Source organism: Sphingobium sp. (genome assembly GCF_041987595.1).
Lineage (GTDB): Bacteria > Pseudomonadota > Alphaproteobacteria > Sphingomonadales > Sphingomonadaceae > Sphingobium.
In genome coordinates, this window is sequence record NZ_JBHIWJ010000023.1 from 18,679 (window position 1) to 35,605 (window position 16,927).

Genomic DNA, 16,927 nt, shown 5'->3' on the forward strand with positions numbered 1-16,927 from the left:
ATCAGCCTCTGAGATCAAAGCTTGGCGGAAGGAGCGGCGGCCGGCGCGGCGGCCTGGGCCGGCGCGGCCGCACCCGCGCCCTTGGGCTTGCCGCCCTGCGACAGGACCCACTGGTCGAACTGGGCCGGAGGCAGCGCTTCAATCGCGATCGGCATGAAACCGTGGCGCGCGCCGCACAATTCCGAACACTGGCCGTAATAGACGCCCGGCTTTTCGATGGTGAAGGTCTTTTCATTGAGGCGTCCGGGGACCGCATCCATCTTCACCCAGAGCGACGGCACCGCAAAGCTGTGGATGACGTCCGCTCCCGTGATGATCAGCTTGATCGGACGACCGACGGGCAGGACCATGCGGTTGTCGGGCGCAAGCAGATAAGGCTCGCCATTGGCCTCCGCCTTGTCCTTGGGCAGCAGGTTGGACACATATTCCGGAATGGCGTTGTCAGGATATTCATAGCCCCAATACCATTGATAGCCGGTGACCTTGACGGTCAGCGCATCCTTGGGCGCGGGCTTGTACTGATCGGCGAGCAGCCCGATCGAGGGCACCGCGATGACCAGCAGGATGACGACCGGCACCACGGTCCAGATCACTTCGATCACCGTGTTGTGCGACGTCTTGGACGGCGTCGGATTCGCGCTCCGGCGGAAGCGGACCATCACATAGAGCATCAGGACCAGAACGAAGATCGAGATGATGGTGATGAGCGGCAGCAGCAGGACGTCGTGCAGCCAGCGGGCGGTGTGCCCGGTCGGCGAAAACTGCTTCTGGAGGGTGATTTCACCCGGCATCGGCATGCCGATGCCCGGCGTGGGCTTCATGCGGGGCGGAGCGGCCACTTTTTCGGCAGGCGCCGCCTGCGCGGCAGGAGCCGCTGCATTGGCAGCCGAATCAGCGGCTGCACTCTCATTACCGGCAGCAGGCGCCGCGACCGCGGCATTGTCCTGAGCCAGCGCCGGACCGTTCAGCAAAAGTGCAGGCGCAAAAGCCAACAACCCGGCGAGAACGAGCGATTTCACCTTTCTCATAGCGTCTTCTTACCCCGTAACCCCTTGGCGCCGCTGCAACGAAGACATGCGCATGAGAATACGCCTCCCCCCGCTATTTCGGTCTGCCGCGGCTTATAAGCATCGTTTTTTTATGCCTCAACCTTCCACAACCAGATTTTCTTCGCTGTTGCAACGCCTAGTTGGTGAGCCTATCTCGCTCCCCGCGCGCGCAGCAGGTAAGATGGGGCACGCGACATGGGGCAGGATCATGGGACAGCCTTGAGAGGGGCTGGCCATGACCGGGAATTGCATGCCGGGCCGCCTGTCAGGCGGACGGCATGGGCGAATGGATCGAAGATACGGATGACCGACGAGGAAGTATTAGCGGAATTCAGGGCGGCAGGCGCGTTGCTGGAAGGGCATTTCATTCTGTCCTCGGGCCGCCGCAGCGCCAATTATCTCCAGTGCGCCCGCGTGCTGATGAACGCCGAGCGCGCCGGCCGGCTGGCCCGCGCCACGGTGCAGAAACTGCCGCGCGAACTGCGGCAGGAGATTGACCTGGTCGTCTCGCCCGCCATGGGCGGCCTGATCATCGGCCATGAGGTCGGCCGCGCGCTCGACAGGGATGCGGTGTTCCTGGAGCGCCCCGAAGGGACGTTCGAACTGCGGCGCGGCTTTGCCATCACGCCGGGTCAGAAAGTGCTGATGGTCGAGGACGTCGTGACCACCGGCCTCTCCTCGCGCCAGGCGATCGAGGCGGTCGAGGCCGAGGGCGGCATCGTCGTGGGGGAGGTCGCGCTGGTCGACCGTTCCGCGGGCGAAGTCGATCTGGGCGTGCCTTTCTATCCGCTCGTCAGCATCAATTTCCCGGTTTATGACGCCGATCAGGTCCCGGCCGAACTGGCCGCGATCCCGGCGACCAAGCCCGGCAGCCGAAAGCAGTAGCATCATGCCGCACACCCCCGCTCCCCTGCGTCTGGGCGTCAACATCGATCATGTGGCGACCATCCGCAACGCGCGGGGAGGCGAGCATCCCGACCCGGTCAAGGCTGCGCTGCTGGCGGTCAAGGCGGGCGCCGACGGCATCACCGCGCATCTGCGCGAGGACCGGCGCCATATCCGCGACGAAGACATCGCGACGCTGATGGCGGCGCTGGGCGTGCCGCTCAATCTGGAGATGGCGGCGACGCAGGAAATGCTGGGCATCGCGCTCAGGCATCGGCCGCATGCCGCGTGCATCGTCCCGGAAAAGCGCGAGGAGCGCACCACCGAGGGCGGGCTGGATGTCGCCGGACAGATCGAAACGCTGCGGCCGATCGTCGGCGCGCTGGGCGAGGCGGGCGTGCGCGTCAGCCTGTTCATCGAGCCGGATGCGGCCCAGATCGAGGCGGCGATCCGCCTGAACGCGCCGGTGGTCGAATTGCACACCGGCCGCTACGCCCATGTGACGGGGGCCGAGCGGGCCGAGGAATTGCGGCGCATCTCCGATGCTGCCGCGCTGGCGGCCAAGAATGGGATCGAACCCCATGCGGGCCACGGCCTGACCTTCGACAATGTCGGGCCGATTGCCGCCATCCCGCAAGTCGCCGAGCTCAATATCGGCCACTTCCTGATCGGCGAAGCCATTTTCGGCGGGCTGGAGGGCAGCATCCGCGAAATGCGGCGGCAAATGGATCTGGTCCGGTGAAAGCAGCAGGATCGTGATCATCGGCCTCGGCTCCGATCTCTGCAATATCGAGCGGATCCAGAATTCGCTCGACCGGTTCGGCGAGCGATTCGAGAGTCGCGTCTTTACGGACATCGAGCGGGCCAAGGCCAATCGCCGTCCCTTTACCAAGGCGGGCACGCTCGCCAAGCGCTTCGCCGCTAAGGAGGCCTTTTCCAAGGCGGTCGGCACCGGCTTCAAACAGGGCGTGTTCATGAAGGATATCGGCGTGATCAACCGCCCAGGCGGCGCACCCACGCTGGCACTCGCGGGCGGGGCGCTCGCGCGTCTGGAATCGATGGTTCCCGCCGGGCACCGGCCGATTGTTCACCTGACGCTCACCGACGATCATCCATGGGCGCAAGCCTTTGTGATCATTGAAGCCCTGCCGCTATGACGGCAGGACCTCACCAGCCGGAAATCCATCCATGACGGCAGCCGACATGACCGAGAATCATTCCACCGAAGAGCCGTCTGCCGTCCCCGCCGCAGAGCCGCCCAAGGCGTCGATCAACTGGTGGCAGGAAGCGAAAAGCATCAGCCTGCTGATATTGGCGGTGCTGGGTTTCCACAGCTTCATCGCCAAGCCCTTCTACATCCCCAGCGAATCGATGATGCCGGTGCTGCTGAAGGGCGACCGGCTGGTGGTCAGCAAATATCCCTATGGCTGGTCCTATGTTTCGCCCAGCTTCCATCCCCTGCCCTTCCTGAAGGGCCGGATTTTCGGACGGATGCCTCAGCGGGGCGACATCGTCATCGTTTCGCCGCAGAACAAGCGCGAGGATTATATCAAACGCGTCATCGGGCTGCCCGGCGACATATTGGAGGTGCGCGGCGGCCAGATCATCCTGAACGGCGTGCCGGTGCCGCAAAAGGTGCTGAAGCCGATCCGTATTCCCGTCGACGGCAACGCCCCTTGCCCCCCCATGCAGTTCCCCGGCGCGCTGGCGACGGATGCCCACGGCAGGAGCTGGTGCGAACTGCCCGCGCGGCAGGAGACGCTGCCCAACGGCAAAACCTATGTCACCATCGACATGGGCCCCAGCACGCTCGACTGGTATGGGCCGGTGCGGATTCCCGTAGGCCATGTCTTCCTGATGGGCGACAATCGCGACAACAGCGCCGACAGCCGCGCGCCGCTGGAGGAAAATGGCCTGGGCGGGCCGGTTCCGTGGGAAGCCGTCGGCGGCCGGGCCGAGTTCATCACCTTCTCGCTCGATGGCGATTCAGGCTGGAATCCCTTGAGTTGGCTGCATGCTTTCCGCTCCGGGCGGGCCGGGAACAGCCTGCGGCCCGCAAGCGTTACTCCCCCGAAATAAGCTTTTGAGTTCGCAAGGGGACAGGGGTTGAACGGCAAGCAGGTCCATATCGAGCAACCCGGTCCCAGCGAAATGCACAGCCCCCTGGTCCAGCATGAGATCAAGCGGGCTGGGGTGTGGTTTACCTTGGGGATCGCCGTTGCGCTGCTGGTGCTGCTTGCCCAGCCGATCCTTCTCATCATGGGCGCGCTGGTGCTGACGACGATGATGGATGGCGGCACACGCCTGCTGGGGAGGCTGCTGCCGATCGGGCGTGGCTGGCGGCTCACCATCGTGCTGCTCTCCGCCCTCGCCTTCCTGATCTACACTTTCTACCTCACCGGATCGAGCCTCGCCGCGCAGGCGCAGGCCATGCGCACGATCGTCGAATCCCAGATCAGCCGGATCGGCGGCTGGTTGCAGCAATTGGGCGTCACCACCACGCCGGAGGATTTCAAGAGCCTCGCCAGTCAGGCCATGAGTTCGCTCGGCCGGGTTACGGCGGCGGTCGGAACGGCGGTGGGTGCGATCACCAGCGGCGTCATGATGCTGGTGCTGGCCATCTTCATCGCGATCGAGCCTAAACTTTACGAACGCGGCGTCGCCTGGATGTTGCCGATGGACAGGCGGTCCCATTTCTATGCCATTGCGGACAAGATGGGCTGGACGCTGCGGCGGCTGATGTTCGGCCGCCTGATCGGCATGGCGGTGGAGGGCGTCGGCGTCTGGCTGCTGCTCTGGGCGGGCGGCGTGCCGATGGCAGGGCTGCTCGGGATATTGACCGGCCTGTTCGCTTTCCTGCCCAATATCGGTTCGATCATCTCCGGCGTGCTGATCATGCTGGTGGGCTTTTCAGCAGGGTCCCATGCAGGCCTTTATGCCCTGGGCGTCTATCTGGCGGTCCAGATCGTCGACGGCTATCTGATCGTCCCCATGGTGGCCAAGCGCGCCACCGATCTGGCGCCCGCACTGGTTCTGGCCGCGCAGATCCTCTTCGGCGCGCTCTTTGGCATCATGGGGCTGTTCCTCGCCGACCCCATCGTTGCCATGATAAAGGTTTATCTGGAGGAGCGATCCAAAGCGCTGGAGGCCAAGGCTGACATGACCGCAACCGTGCCGGTGAACGCATGAGAAACGTGAACGCATAAGAAAAAAGGCCCGCAAAGCGGGCCTTTCCATTTTCGACTATCTTGACCGGATCAGCGGCCGGACGGAGGCATCCCACCCTGCTGCTGCATCATCTGCTGCATCCGCATGATGTCCGCCTTGGACTTGAAATCATGCAGCTGGACATCGAACACCAGCACCGAATTGGCCGGGATCGGACCCGCCGCCTGCTCGCCATAGCCAAGCTGCGGCGGAATCCACAGGCGGTATCTGCCGCCCTTCTTCATCTTCTGCAGGCCTTCGGAGAAGCCGGGAACCACGCCGTCGACCGGCATCGCGGTCTGCGGATTCTCGTCGAACACCGTGCCGTCAAGCAGCGCCCCCTTATACCCCACCAACGCCACATCGGCAGCCGTCGGGCTGGGACCGGTACCTTCTTCCAATATCTTGAATTGCAGGCCGGTTTCGGTCGTCACCACGCCTGCCTCATGCCCGTTATGGGCAAGGAAGCTGGCCGGCGACGGCTCGACACCCTGCTGCCCGGCCCAGGCCAGGCCGCCAGCTGCCAGCGCTACTGCGGCAATGCCGACCCAAAGGCGCGTCAGCGACCCCTTGGCGATAGGACGAAGGGGAACGGCCGTCGTGGACATGGGATATGCCTCGCAGTTGGTGCGGGTAGATTTTCAGCAGAAGAAAGGGCGGTCAACCGGCCGCCCCGAAACGGCAGTCCTTACCGGACGCCGTCGCGCTCGGCGCGCTTGCGCTCCAGCTTGCGGGCGCGACGGACAGCCGCAGCCTTTTCGCGGGCACGCTTTTCCGACGGCTTTTCATAGTGACGGCGCAACTTCATCTCGCGATACACGCCCTCACGCTGCAGCTTCTTCTTGAGCGCGCGCAGGGCCTGGTCGACATTGTTGTCGCGAACGATGATTTGCATAAGCCAGTCAAACTCCAGTCGAAAACGAGCGAATCGCCAGGAAACAAACCCTTCCCGACGGGCCACCCGAAGAAAATAGCGGTGAGTCGTCGCAGGTCACCCTGCGCCGTGTGGGGCGCGCCCTACCAGCAGAGTCGCGCAAATTCAACCCATCTCGACACGGGCCGGCGCAAAGCTGATAGTGGCTTCATAAACAGGGAAGAGGATCGTCATGGCAACCGCTGCCGGAAACCACGCTCAAAACAGGCCCATGTCTGCCACGGAATGGACCGCGCGCCAGCAACTGGCCGCCTGTTACCGCATTTTCGACCATCTGGGCTGGTCGGAACTGATCTACAACCACATCACCCTGCGCGTGCCGGAGGAGGAAAATGCCTTCCTGATCAATCCCTTCGGGCTGCTTTACAGCGAAGTGACGGCATCCGGCCTCGTCAAGATCGACATTGACGGCCATGTGCTGGACGGCAGCGCCTACCCGGTCAATCGCGCCGGTTTTACCCAGCATAGCGTTTTCCATCGGCATGTGCCCGATGCCCATTGCATCATTCACACCCATACGACCGCGGGCATGGCGGTGAGCGCTACCCGCGAAGGATTGCGGCCGACCAATTTCTACGCCGCCGCCTTTGCCGGCCGAATCGCCTATCACGATTTCGAAGGCGTCACGATTCGGCCGGACGAAGGCGAGCGGCTGATCGCCCATCTGGGCGAGCGGCGGATCATGATGCTGCGCAACCATGGCACGCTGGTCATGGCCAAAAGCCTGCCCGAAGCCTTTTTAACCCAGTGGTTGCTCCAGCGAGCCTGCGAAATTCAGGTGGCGACCGGGTCGGCGGGCACGCCGGTCGAGATTCCGGCGGAGGTCATCGCCGTGCACCAGCGGGACCTGTCCGGAGTCCAGTTGCCGGCCGGTCCCGGCGTTCCCGATTTCGAGGCGATGGTCCGCAAGATCGACCGGATCGATCCCAGCTGGCGGAACTGAGCGCCATTTGGGGCGAGGGCGCGCATCACCCTTGCCCCCTGCCCCATATTTCAGCATCTTGGCCCCCATGTCCGCGCTCCGCCCCGAACGGTCGATAGTCCTGTTGTTGCTGGCGCTGCTGATCGTCGTGGTGGCAGTGGGCAGCACCTATTGGCTCTATGCCGTGCAGCAACGGGTCAATGGCTGGGTTCAACACACGCTGCGGGTCGAAAATCAGCTCTCGATGCTGCTGCTCCACGCTCAGGAGGCGGAAAGCAGCCAGCGCGGCTTCATGCTGACCCGAGAGGACAGCTTCCTCGAACCTTATGAAGCCTTTCGCAGCGGATGGCGGCGGGAACTGGCCGCGCTGCGAGCCGAAGTGCGGGACAATCGCCAGCAGGCTCAATCGATCGAGACGCTGGAGGCCCTGCTCGACGACCGCCTGTTCCTGATGCGCACCGGGATCGAGCGGCGGCGCAAGGGCGAAATCATCGCCGCGGGGGATTTCAACGCCGGCAGGGTCACGATGACGAAGATTCGCGCGGTGGTGGCCGCCATGCGGGCGCGCGAAGCGCAATTGCTGAAAACCCGCACGGCCAATGATTATCGGCTCAGCATGATGGTGTCCATCGGTATGGCGGTTTCGGCAGTGCTGATCACGCTGCTGGGGGCGCTCGCCCTGCGCACCGCCTATCGCCGGGCCGCCGAGGCGACCGAAAGCGAGCAGGCCCTTGGCGCGATCAACAAACGGCTGATCGCGGAAGGGCAGGAGCGCGAAGCGGCCGAGGCGCAGTTGCGCCAGATGCAGAAGATGGAGTCCCTGGGCCAGCTTACCGGCGGCATTGCCCATGACTTCAACAATATGCTGGCCATCGTCATCGGGTCGCTGGACATTGCGCGGCGACGGCTGTCGGCCGACTCCGATCCGCGTGTCGCAAAGAGCATCGGCAACGCTACGGAAGGCGCGCAACGCGCCGCACAGCTAACCGCGCGCCTCCTCGCCTTTTCCCGGCAACAGCCGCTCGACCCCCAGCCGATCGACGTCAACAAGCTGGTCGGCGGCATGTCGGAACTGTTGCGCCGCACCATCGGAGAGAGCATCCGGGTCGAAACCGTCCTCGCCGGCGGCCTGTGGCGGGCGAGCATTGATGCGGGTCAACTGGAATCCGCAATCATCAACCTGTGCGTCAACTCGCGCGACGCCATGCCGATGGGCGGGCGGCTGACCATCGAGACGGCCAACGCCCATCTCGACGACGCCTATGCCGCCGCGCAGCGGGACATCGCGGCCGGACAATATGTCATGGTATCGGTGACCGACAGCGGCACCGGCATGCCGCCCGATGTGGTGGAACGCGCCTTCGATCCCTTTTTCACCACCAAGGGCGTCGGCAAGGGCACCGGCCTGGGATTGAGCCAGGTGTTCGGTTTCATAAAGCAGTCGCGCGGCCATGTGAAAATCTATTCCGAACCGGGCGAAGGCACGGTCATCAAGATTTACATGCCGCGCCACTACGGCCCTGAAGCAGCCGTCGGAATCCCTGTGCCCGCTCCAGCCGAGCTGCCCCGCGCCCGCGGTGAGGAAATTATCCTGGTGGTGGAGGACGAGGAGCGCGTCCGGCACATGTCGGTCGATTCTCTGCGCGAGCTGGGCTACACCATCGTTCAGGCATCGGACGGCGAGCAGGCGCTGGCAATGCTGGCGATCCAGCCGCGCATCGACATGCTTTTCACCGATATCGTGATGCCCGGCATCAACGGGCGCGAGCTTGCGGATCGGGCACGCGAAACCCGCCCCGATCTCAAGATCCTGTACACAACCGGCTATACCCGCAACGCCATCGTTCATAACGGCATGCTCGATCCCGGCCTGTCCTTCCTCGCCAAACCCTTCACCCTCGATCAGTTGGCCATGAAAGTCCGTCAGGTGCTCGACGCCGGTCAGGTCGAAGCCTGATCCAAAACTGATGCAGATTGTAGACATGATCGCATCTAGAACATATCATGAACGACATGCCCATTCTCACCACCCGTCAGAAGCTCGAGATTCTCGCCGACGCCGCGAAATATGATGCTTCATGCGCATCTTCCGGCACGGTCAGACGCGACAGCCGCTCAGGCCAGAAAGGCGGTATCGGATCGACGGAGGGGATGGGCATCTGTCACGCCTATGCGCCGGACGGGCGGTGCATCTCCCTGCTAAAGATTCTGCTGACTAACAGCTGCATTTTCGATTGTCATTATTGCATCAACCGCCGGTCCAGCAATGTCCGCCGTGCGCGCTTCACCGTGCGCGAGGTGGTGGATCTGACGATCAGCTTCTATCGCCGGAACTATATTGAGGGTCTGTTCCTTTCGTCCGGCATCATCCGCTCGTCGGACTATACGATGGAACAGCTGGTAGCCGTCGCCCGCAGCCTGCGGGCGGAGCATGATTTTCGCGGCTATATCCATCTCAAGACGATCCCGGACGCTGATCCTGAACTGGCGCATCAGGCCGGGCTCTATGCCGACCGGCTGTCAATCAATGTCGAGTTGCCGACCGAGACGGGACTGAAGCGTCTCGCGCCCGAAAAGGACGGCAGCCGGATCGAAACCGCGATGGCGGGGATGCGCGCCGCGATCGAGGACGGCACCGATGCGCGCCGCCGCTATGCCCATGCGCCGCGCTTCGCGCCCGCCGGTCAGTCCACCCAGATGATCGTCGGTGCGGACAAGGCCGACGACCGCGCCATCATTCAACGGGCAAGCGCGCTTTATGACCGTCATCGCCTGCGTCGGGTCTATTACAGCGCCTTCTCCCCGATCCCCTCGCCCAGCAGCGTGCTCCCGCTCCAGCGCCCTCCCCTGATGCGCGAACACCGGCTCTATCAGTCCGACTGGATGATGCGCTTCTACGGCTATTCGGCGCAGGAGCTGCAGGGCGCGACCGATCCGGAAACGGGCTGCCTGCCGCTTGACATCGATCCCAAACTCGCCTGGGCGCTGCGCCATCGCGACCTTTTTCCGCTGGACGTCAACCGGGCACCGCGGGAGGCCCTGCTGCGCGTGCCGGGTCTGGGCGTGAAGGCCGTCGATCGCATCCTTGCCAGCCGCCGCCACCGGCGGCTGCGTCTGGACGATGTGGCGCGGCTGACAAGCTCCCTCGCCAAGATCCGGCCCTTTCTGGTGGCCAGCGACTGGCGCCCCGTTGGCCTGGCCGACCGGATCGACCTGCGGCAGTCGCTGACGCCGCAACCCACCCAATATGAGCTTTTTCGATGAGTCGCGCGCATTTTGCCGTTGATCGATGCCGCCGTTCATGTTTTGCTTGTCGGGCGAAGGGAAAGGGCCGGGCATTTGGCGACGATGTGGAAGGATGGTGCAACGCATGGCGGCCGAACAGGTCATGCCAGGCGAATGAGTACGCATCTGGCCGCCGCTCTCGTCGTCTTCTGCCTGCTTCAGATTTTCATCGTCGCCAAAATGGGCGGTTCGCTGCTCCTGCATCTGGGCATCATCGTCGCCATCGGCGGCTTTGCCGTCGCGGCGCGTGGACTGGAGCGACGCTGGGAAATTCTGGACCGGAGCGGCCTTTCTGCCCATGGGCTGGCCGTGCGCTTCCGTCGCGATCTGCTGCAACTCTGGTCGGCCAGCATTGTCGGCGGCCTGCTCTGGATACCCGTCGCGATCATCTTCCGCGCCCTGTTCGGCTGAATCGCCGGACCCAAATTCGCCGATGCGTCGTTGTTCCTTCCGAATGAGGAGGAGCATGTTTATGGCCGACGCCACGATTTTCGATCGTCTGAAGCAGGATCATGACGCGCATCGTCAGCTGTTCGACAAAATGGCTGACGCGAAGGACGAACCGGACCGGCTGGAAAAGCTGTTCGAACAGTTCAGGGTGGAAGTGACCGCCCATGCCGCGGCGGAGGAGGAAACGCTCTACGCGACCATGCTGGCCCGGCCGGACCTTCGCGGAGATGCCCAGCATAGCGTGTCCGAGCATAAGGAAATCGACGACTATCTGGAGGAGTTGGGCGAGCTTCCCTTCAACGGCGATGGTTGGAACCGCAAGTTCGCCGACATGAAAAAGCGCTATCTGCATCATATCGATGAGGAAGAGGAGGAGATGTTCCCCGATGCGGCCAGGGAACTGACGGCTGAAGAGGAGCAGAAGCTGGCCGCCCTCTTCGCCCGGCGCAAACCGGCCGAGTTGCAGCGGGCGGAGGCCGAAAATCGGGCACCATGATTTGCGCGCCCTTGAGCGGTCCGGATGATTTCGAAGGCTGGCGCCGGGCCGCGAGGGCCTTTGCCCTGGCGGGGATCACCCCATCCCAAATCGTCTGGCAGATCGGGGGCGAGCGGGATCTGTTCGCGACGGAAAGCCTGCCGCCGCCCTCACCTTCGCAGGGAGCGGCCTTTTCCGTGCCCCGCGCCTTTGTCCAGCTGGCCGAAGCCGCGATATTGCACCGCGATCCGGAACGCTTTGCAATGCTTTATGCCCTGCTGGCGCAGTTGCGCGAACGGCCGGGCAGTCTGGAGGATCGCGCCGATCCGCTGGTGCGGCGCGTCGAAGCGCTGGCCAAGGCGGTGCGGCGCGACATGCACAAGATGCGAGCCTTCGTCCGCTTCCGGGAACTGGCGGACGACGACGGTTCCCGTTTCGTTGCGTGGTTCGAGCCGGAACATCATATCGTCCGCGCCAATGCCGGGTTTTTCGTGCGGCGTTTCGCGTCGATGCGCTGGTCGATCCTGACGCCGGAACGCAGCATCCATTGGGATGGCGAGACGGTATCGGAAGGACCGGGCGCCCATCGGGGCGATGCCCCCGCCGACGATCCGGTCGAAGACATCTGGAAGGGCTATTATGCCGCGATCTTCAATCCGGCCCGGCTCAAGACCGGCGCGATGCTGTCCGAAATGCCCAAAAAATATTGGCGCAATCTGCCGGAGGCGTCGCTCATTCCGGGGCTGGTCGCGGGCGCGCAGGCGCGTGAAGCGGCCATGATCGCCACGCCGCCCAAGCCGCCCTCCCGGCCCGGCAATGCCGACGCCGCCTGGCAGGCGCTGCGGGGCGAGGCGATGGCCTGCACCCGCTGCCCCCTTTACCACGACACGACGCAGACGGTCTTTGGCGAGGGGCCGGTCAGTGCGCCGCTGATGTTCGTCGGCGAACAGCCGGGCGATCAGGAGGATCTGGCCGGGCGGCCCTTCGTCGGACCCGCCGGACAACTGTTCGACCGCGCTCTGGAAGAGGCCGGAATCGACCGGACCCGCACCTACGTCACCAACGCGGTCAAGCATTTCAAGCATGAACGGCGCGGCAAGCGGCGCATCCACCAGACTCCCGAAACGCCGGAGATAAAGGCCTGCCGCTGGTGGTTGGAACAGGAATGGGATCTGGTGCGGCCGCGCATCATCGTGGCGTTGGGCGCAACCGCCGGGCGGGCGCTGCTGGGCAAGGCCGTGACGATCAGCCGGATGCGTGGCGCACCCATCCCTCTGGAAAGCGGCGCGCAGGGCTGGATCACCATCCATCCCAGCTTTCTGCTGCGCCTGCCCGATGAGCAGCGCAAGACCGAGGAGCGGGCGCGCTTCGTCCGGGAATTGCGGGTCATCGGCGAACAGGTGAGGGCGCTCGCCTGACCGTCAGATCAGCCCCAGCCTCGCCAGTTCGCCGATCATGGCGGGGGGCATGGCGTCCAGCGCGTTCGTCTCACCCGCGCCCAGATCGGGCGGCGCATCCTTCGCTTCAAGATAGCGCCAGCCCTGATGGGCGCGCTTGGGCTGGGCGCGCACCGCGATCAGTCTTGGCTCCAGCCTGATCCAGTAGCGGCCCTGCCCGGTTTCCTGAAAGCCCAGGATAGGGCTGCGTCCCACCAGTTGATGGCCGTGAATCCAGTAGAGCGAGCCGCCCTCCATCTCGTCGATCCGCTTGGGGAGGTAACGGGTGGTGAGCCGCGCTTCCTCCGCATGGCTTTCCAGCCAGGCCCGGAGCGTTGCAGGGCTTTCGCTCTGGAAGGCGATCTTGGTGAGGTGCAGCAGGGGCATGGCGCGAAGATGGGTCGTCCAATCGGCCGGTCAAGGGGCGCTACAGGCCCCAGACGGTCGCCAGCCCGAGGAAGGAAAAAAAGCCCATCACATCGGTCATCGTCGTCACGAACACGGCGGAGGACACGGCCGGGTCGATGTTGAGGCGATCAAGCGTCACCGGCACCAATATGCCCGCCAGCCCCGCCACCAGATTGTTGATCAGCATGGCCAGCGCAATCACTATGCCCAGATCGTGATTGCCGTAGATCAGTCCCACCGCGACCCCGATCAATATACCCAGCGCCGTGCCGTTGGCGCTGGCGATGCGGAATTCGCGGATGATCTGACGAATGGTGTTGGAACTGGTGAGCTGGTTGGTGGCCAGCGCGCGCACCGCGACCGCCATGGTCTGCGTTCCCGCATTGCCGCCCATGCCCGAAACGATCGGCATCAGCACCGCCAGCACCACATATTTGGAGATGGTCGCCTGAAACAGTCCGACCACCGATGCGGCCAGGATCGCCGTGCCCAGATTGACCACCAGCCATTGGAGACGGGTGCGCACCGTTTCCAGAATCGGCTGGTTGATGTCGCCCTCGCCCGCACCCGACAGCCGCAGGATGTCCTCACCGGCTTCCTCGGAAATGATGTGGACGATGTCGTCCACCGTGATCATCCCGACCAGCCGCCCGGTGGCGTCCACCACGGCGGCGGAGATCAACGCATATTTCTGGAAGCGCAGCGCGACCTCTTCCTGATCCATGTCGACCGGGATCAGCGTCTGTTCGCGCTTCATCAAGTCCGACATGGCAATCGCGCGCGGGCAGGTCAGCACCCAGCTGAGCTGGCAGGTGCCAATCGGCTTGTGCGCTTCATCGACGACGAAGATTTCCCAGAAGTCGCTCGTCAGATCGCGATTGTCGCGCAGATAGTCGATGACCTGGCCGACCGTCATATGTTCGGGCACCGCGACGAGGTCGCGCTGCATCAGGCGCCCGGCGGATTCCTCCGGATAGGAAAGCGCGCTTTCGATCGCGGCGCGGTCTTCCGGGTCCAGCGCATCGAGGACGGCCTGCTTATCGGCCTCCTCCATATCCTCGATGATGGCGACGGCGTCGTCGGTGTCGAGTTCGGCGGCGAATTCGGCCACCTGTTCGGGCCGCAGCGCGTCGAGAATATCCTCGCGGACATAGTCGTTAAGCTCGGACAGAACCTCCGCGCCGACCAGATCGCCCAGCGCAGCCGCTACCTCGCCGCGTCGTTCGGACGGGGTCAGCTCCAGAAGGTCGGCGATGTCGGCCGGGTGAAGGGGCGAAACCAGCTCGCGCGCGCGTTCGCGGTCGTCCTCCTCCACCGCGTCCAGCACGGCAGAGACGAATTCGCCCTTCAGCCGGTCATCCTCGTCATGGCGGGATTCGGCCTGCTCTGCGGCAATGTCGTCAAATTCGTCCGGCCGGGGTTCGGCCGTATCGGCTCGTTCGCTCATCGCGTCCCCTACTGTCCGGTTCCTGTAGCATGTGCCCGCTTTTGCCGATGATCGTCACAAATGCAATGCCCCAAGAAACGTATGAGGCGCTTCCATCCCCGTCCCAACACTCTATATGAACGATCTTTCCCGTTTCCCCCGGCAAGAGAGGATTTTCCATGGCCGACGACACCCTCACCCTTACCCTCGACAGCGGCGGCGATGTCGTCATCAAGCTGCGCCCCGACCTTGCGCCCGGTCATGTCGAGCGCATCACCGAACTCGCCAAGGACGGTTTTTACGACGGCGTCGTGTTCCACCGGGTCATCCCCGGCTTCATGGCGCAGGGTGGCGACCCGACCGGCACTGGCATGGGCGGATCGAAGCTGCCCGACCTGAAGGCCGAATTCAGCCGCGAGCCGCATGTCCGCGGCGTGTGCTCCATGGCCCGCGCAATGAACCCGAACAGCGCCAACAGCCAGTTCTTCATCTGCTTCGACGACGCCACCTTCCTTGACGGCCAGTATACCGTCTGGGGCGAAGTGACGTCGGGGATGGAGCATGTCGACGCGCTGCCCAAGGGCGAGCCGCCGAAGACCCCCGGCAAGATCCTGAAGGCTACTGTTTCCTGAGCGTCTGATCGGTGGCGGAGATGGCGTTGGCCGTCTCCGCCACCTCTTGCGCGGGCGATTCGTAGGGACCTATGCTTTCTATGTGCCAACGGCGGTCCGCCTCGCTGGAGCCGGGCACGTCGTTGGCGCGGCGCAAGGTTACCTGCCGCAGCCGATACCAAGGCTTGCCGTTGGCCGCCAAACGGCCATAAACCTGCACCGGCACGGTGACGAACAGCGATCCGGCGGCCCCCTCCACGTCGCCCGGCGCGCCGATATTGGCGTGAATCTCGCTGAAGCTGCGGAAACGCGCCGCGAAATGGGCATCATCCTCCGCACCCATCGCGCTATTGTCATTCCAGAGGTCCTGCGCGTCGCCGTAGCGTTTTTCCTCCAGCAGGCCATAATAGCCCTGCACCACCTGCGCGGCACCCTGAGCACCCTTGGGATCGACGGCATTTTCCTCGATCACGGGCTGAGGATCGACCGGAAGGCCACCCGGCGTACCGGGTGCGGGCGGCGTCAGCGGCTCCATCACCGCCTGCGCCTCCGCCCGGATGCTGTTTTCGACCTGCGAGGCATTGGCGCCGTTGGCAAGATTGTCGATCGCGCTCTCCTCCCGGCCGTCGCAGGCCGACAGGAGGAGCAGGCTCATGCAAAGGGTCGCACCAGCGGAAAAACGCATCAGTCGCGCCGGCCCCGCCAGCCATCACGCCGGCCATGTCCGCCGCCGTCAGACCGGGCGCGCGGCGCCGATCCCTGATTCCATCCCGACCTTGGTGCCGTCATATCCTGTTGCCCCCTTTGCTGCCGGGGCGGCTGCGCATTAGACCGAGCGCCCCCGTTCCGGTTCCAGCGACTGCCATCGCCATCCGACCGTTCCCGCCACGACGGACGCGACGTGCCGCCATTCCATGCGCCGCGCCGGTCATCGTCGCGCCGGTAGTCGCGGCGGCCTTCCCAATAGCGGCGCTGCCCGTCATTCCAACGGTGTCGGCGCCCCCCGCGGTCGTACACATAATAGCCGCTACCGGGATAGTAAAAGCCGTTATACCAGCCGCCATAATAGCCGGGCCGGTAATAGCCGGAACCCCAGTAATCGTCATAATAGCCGCCGCCATAATAGCCCGTCCCGACACTGACGCCGCCATAATAGCCATCGTCATAGGCGCAGCCGCCAAGCGCAAGCGCGCCAACAAGGCCGACCGCAGCCAGAAACTTTTGTCCGGTCCAGGCCATCGCCTTTCTCCTTATCCTTGCATCCTTCCCACCCATAACGCGAGTTGCTTGAATTGGTTGTGAATGGCGCGCGTTTAGCTGGGGTTCAGACAAGCGCACATCGGTTCATCCTGGCGACAGAAACCGTTGTATTGTGGTCACAAAACTGGGCTTTGCCGGATAATTCCAGTCCGGTTCATGCAACCTTCACCCGCGGACGGGGATTGGTTGGGTGTCGCCTGAGCCGCTTGCAGCAGCCTGCGCGACGCCGGAGGGTCCAAACCTGCGGCTGCATATTTTCCAACAATTGAAGGGGAAACCCCATGAAGACTCTGCTGTTCACAGCGGCTGCCGCCGCGTCGCTGCTTCCCGTCGCCGCCATGGCGCAGGATGGGACCGGGCAGGACGGAGGATCGCGCCGCATCGAACCCTATGTCGGCGTGATGGGCGGCATCCACAATTTCGACAGCGAAACCGGGAAGGAAGGCATCCCTCCGGTCGGTTATAAGGGCCGCATCGTCGAAGGCGTGGCGGGCGTGAATGCCAATGTCGCAGGACCGATCGTACTCGGCGTCGAAGGCACGGCGTCCAAGGGCGTCAGCGGCGATGTCGACTGGGAAT

19 protein-coding genes and 1 pseudogene are annotated in these 16,927 nt (G+C 64.0%); 13 read left to right on the plus strand and 7 right to left on the minus strand.

The window, feature by feature from the left end:
• Positions 1-14 precede the first annotated feature (14 nt).
• Positions 15-1,028: a cytochrome c oxidase subunit II gene (coxB, locus tag ACFC3J_RS08400; RefSeq protein WP_375195734.1), complete on the minus strand. Its 1,014-nt coding sequence runs from the start codon at positions 1,026-1,028 to the stop codon at positions 15-17.
• Between the two features lie 324 nt (positions 1,029-1,352).
• On the opposite strand from coxB, the gene pyrE reads away from it, so the two are divergent.
• From pyrE to ACFC3J_RS08425, 5 genes are all read left to right on the plus strand, one after another.
• Complete coding sequence (gene pyrE, locus ACFC3J_RS08405; RefSeq protein WP_375195735.1) at positions 1,353-1,934, plus strand: orotate phosphoribosyltransferase; 582 nt, start codon at positions 1,353-1,355, stop codon at positions 1,932-1,934.
• 4 nt (positions 1,935-1,938) lie between these two features.
• On the plus strand, positions 1,939-2,676 hold the full coding sequence (locus ACFC3J_RS08410; RefSeq protein ID WP_375195736.1) for a pyridoxine 5'-phosphate synthase: 738 nt from the start codon (positions 1,939-1,941) through the stop codon (positions 2,674-2,676).
• Positions 2,677-2,689: 13 nt separating this feature from the next.
• On the plus strand, positions 2,690-3,091 hold the full coding sequence (gene acpS / locus ACFC3J_RS08415; RefSeq protein ID WP_375195737.1) for a holo-ACP synthase: 402 nt from the start codon (positions 2,690-2,692) through the stop codon (positions 3,089-3,091).
• Between the two features lie 31 nt (positions 3,092-3,122).
• The gene (gene lepB / locus ACFC3J_RS08420) at positions 3,123-4,013 is read left to right on the plus strand and encodes a signal peptidase I (protein ID WP_375195738.1); all 891 of its coding nucleotides are present in this window, start codon (positions 3,123-3,125) and stop codon (positions 4,011-4,013) included.
• 72 nt (positions 4,014-4,085) lie between these two features.
• Positions 4,086-5,123, plus strand: coding sequence for an AI-2E family transporter (locus ACFC3J_RS08425; protein WP_375195762.1), 1,038 nt, complete (start codon positions 4,086-4,088; stop codon positions 5,121-5,123).
• Between the two features lie 68 nt (positions 5,124-5,191).
• On the opposite strand, the gene ACFC3J_RS08430 is transcribed toward ACFC3J_RS08425, so the two are convergent.
• A complete protein-coding gene (locus tag ACFC3J_RS08430) occupies positions 5,192-5,749 on the minus strand; it encodes an FKBP-type peptidyl-prolyl cis-trans isomerase (protein ID WP_375195739.1) in 558 nt (185 codons plus the stop codon).
• Positions 5,750-5,829: 80 nt separating this feature from the next.
• Positions 5,830-6,036 carry a 30S ribosomal protein S21 gene (gene rpsU / locus ACFC3J_RS08435; RefSeq protein ID WP_004208618.1) on the minus strand — a complete coding sequence of 69 codons (207 nt, stop codon included), beginning with the start codon at positions 6,034-6,036 and terminating at the stop codon, positions 5,830-5,832.
• A 211-nt stretch (positions 6,037-6,247) separates the two neighbouring features.
• Between rpsU and ACFC3J_RS08440 the strand changes: the two genes are divergently transcribed.
• From ACFC3J_RS08440 to ACFC3J_RS08465, 6 genes are all read left to right on the plus strand, one after another.
• The gene (locus ACFC3J_RS08440; protein ID WP_375195740.1) at positions 6,248-7,018 is read left to right on the plus strand and encodes a class II aldolase/adducin family protein; all 771 of its coding nucleotides are present in this window, start codon (positions 6,248-6,250) and stop codon (positions 7,016-7,018) included.
• A gap of 67 nt (positions 7,019-7,085) precedes the next feature.
• Positions 7,086-8,954: a CHASE3 domain-containing protein gene (locus ACFC3J_RS08445; RefSeq protein WP_375195741.1), complete on the plus strand. Its 1,869-nt coding sequence runs from the start codon at positions 7,086-7,088 to the stop codon at positions 8,952-8,954.
• A gap of 56 nt (positions 8,955-9,010) precedes the next feature.
• Positions 9,011-10,261, plus strand: a complete 1,251-nt coding sequence (locus tag ACFC3J_RS08450; RefSeq protein ID WP_375195763.1) for a putative DNA modification/repair radical SAM protein — start codon at positions 9,011-9,013, stop codon at positions 10,259-10,261.
• 135 nt (positions 10,262-10,396) lie between these two features.
• Positions 10,397-10,693 (plus strand): hypothetical protein, encoded by a 297-nt coding sequence (locus tag ACFC3J_RS08455; protein ID WP_375195742.1) that lies wholly within the window; start codon positions 10,397-10,399, stop codon positions 10,691-10,693.
• 61 nt (positions 10,694-10,754) lie between these two features.
• Entirely contained in the window at positions 10,755-11,228 is a 474-nt protein-coding gene (locus ACFC3J_RS08460; RefSeq protein ID WP_375195743.1) for a hemerythrin domain-containing protein, read from the plus strand.
• Complete coding sequence (locus tag ACFC3J_RS08465) at positions 11,225-12,625, plus strand: UdgX family uracil-DNA binding protein (protein WP_375195744.1); 1,401 nt, start codon at positions 11,225-11,227, stop codon at positions 12,623-12,625. The genes ACFC3J_RS08460 and ACFC3J_RS08465 overlap by 4 nt, the downstream gene beginning before the upstream one ends.
• Before the next feature lie 3 nt (positions 12,626-12,628).
• Here the strand turns inward: ACFC3J_RS08465 and ACFC3J_RS08470 are convergent, their stop codons facing one another.
• Together ACFC3J_RS08470 and mgtE are read right to left on the minus strand one after the other, a co-directional pair.
• Positions 12,629-13,030 (minus strand): DUF1489 family protein, encoded by a 402-nt coding sequence (locus tag ACFC3J_RS08470; protein ID WP_375195745.1) that lies wholly within the window; start codon positions 13,028-13,030, stop codon positions 12,629-12,631.
• 40 nt (positions 13,031-13,070) lie between these two features.
• Positions 13,071-14,498 carry a magnesium transporter gene (gene mgtE, locus ACFC3J_RS08475; protein WP_375195746.1) on the minus strand — a complete coding sequence of 476 codons (1,428 nt, stop codon included), beginning with the start codon at positions 14,496-14,498 and terminating at the stop codon, positions 13,071-13,073.
• Positions 14,499-14,656: 158 nt separating this feature from the next.
• Here mgtE and ACFC3J_RS08480 point away from each other — a divergent pair, with 158 nt between their 5' ends.
• Complete coding sequence (locus ACFC3J_RS08480) at positions 14,657-15,109, plus strand: peptidylprolyl isomerase (RefSeq protein ID WP_375195747.1); 453 nt, start codon at positions 14,657-14,659, stop codon at positions 15,107-15,109.
• On the opposite strand, the gene ACFC3J_RS08485 is transcribed toward ACFC3J_RS08480, so the two are convergent.
• Positions 15,096-15,773, minus strand: a complete 678-nt coding sequence (locus tag ACFC3J_RS08485; protein ID WP_375195748.1) for a hypothetical protein — start codon at positions 15,771-15,773, stop codon at positions 15,096-15,098. The genes ACFC3J_RS08480 and ACFC3J_RS08485 overlap by 14 nt on opposite strands.
• Complete coding sequence (locus ACFC3J_RS08490) at positions 15,773-16,327, minus strand: hypothetical protein (RefSeq protein WP_375195749.1); 555 nt, start codon at positions 16,325-16,327, stop codon at positions 15,773-15,775. The genes ACFC3J_RS08485 and ACFC3J_RS08490 overlap by 1 nt, the downstream gene beginning before the upstream one ends.
• A 302-nt stretch (positions 16,328-16,629) precedes the next feature.
• Between ACFC3J_RS08490 and ACFC3J_RS08495 the strand changes: the two are divergent.
• Positions 16,630-16,927 (plus strand): annotated as a pseudogene (locus ACFC3J_RS08495) (opacity protein); the annotation flags it as partial.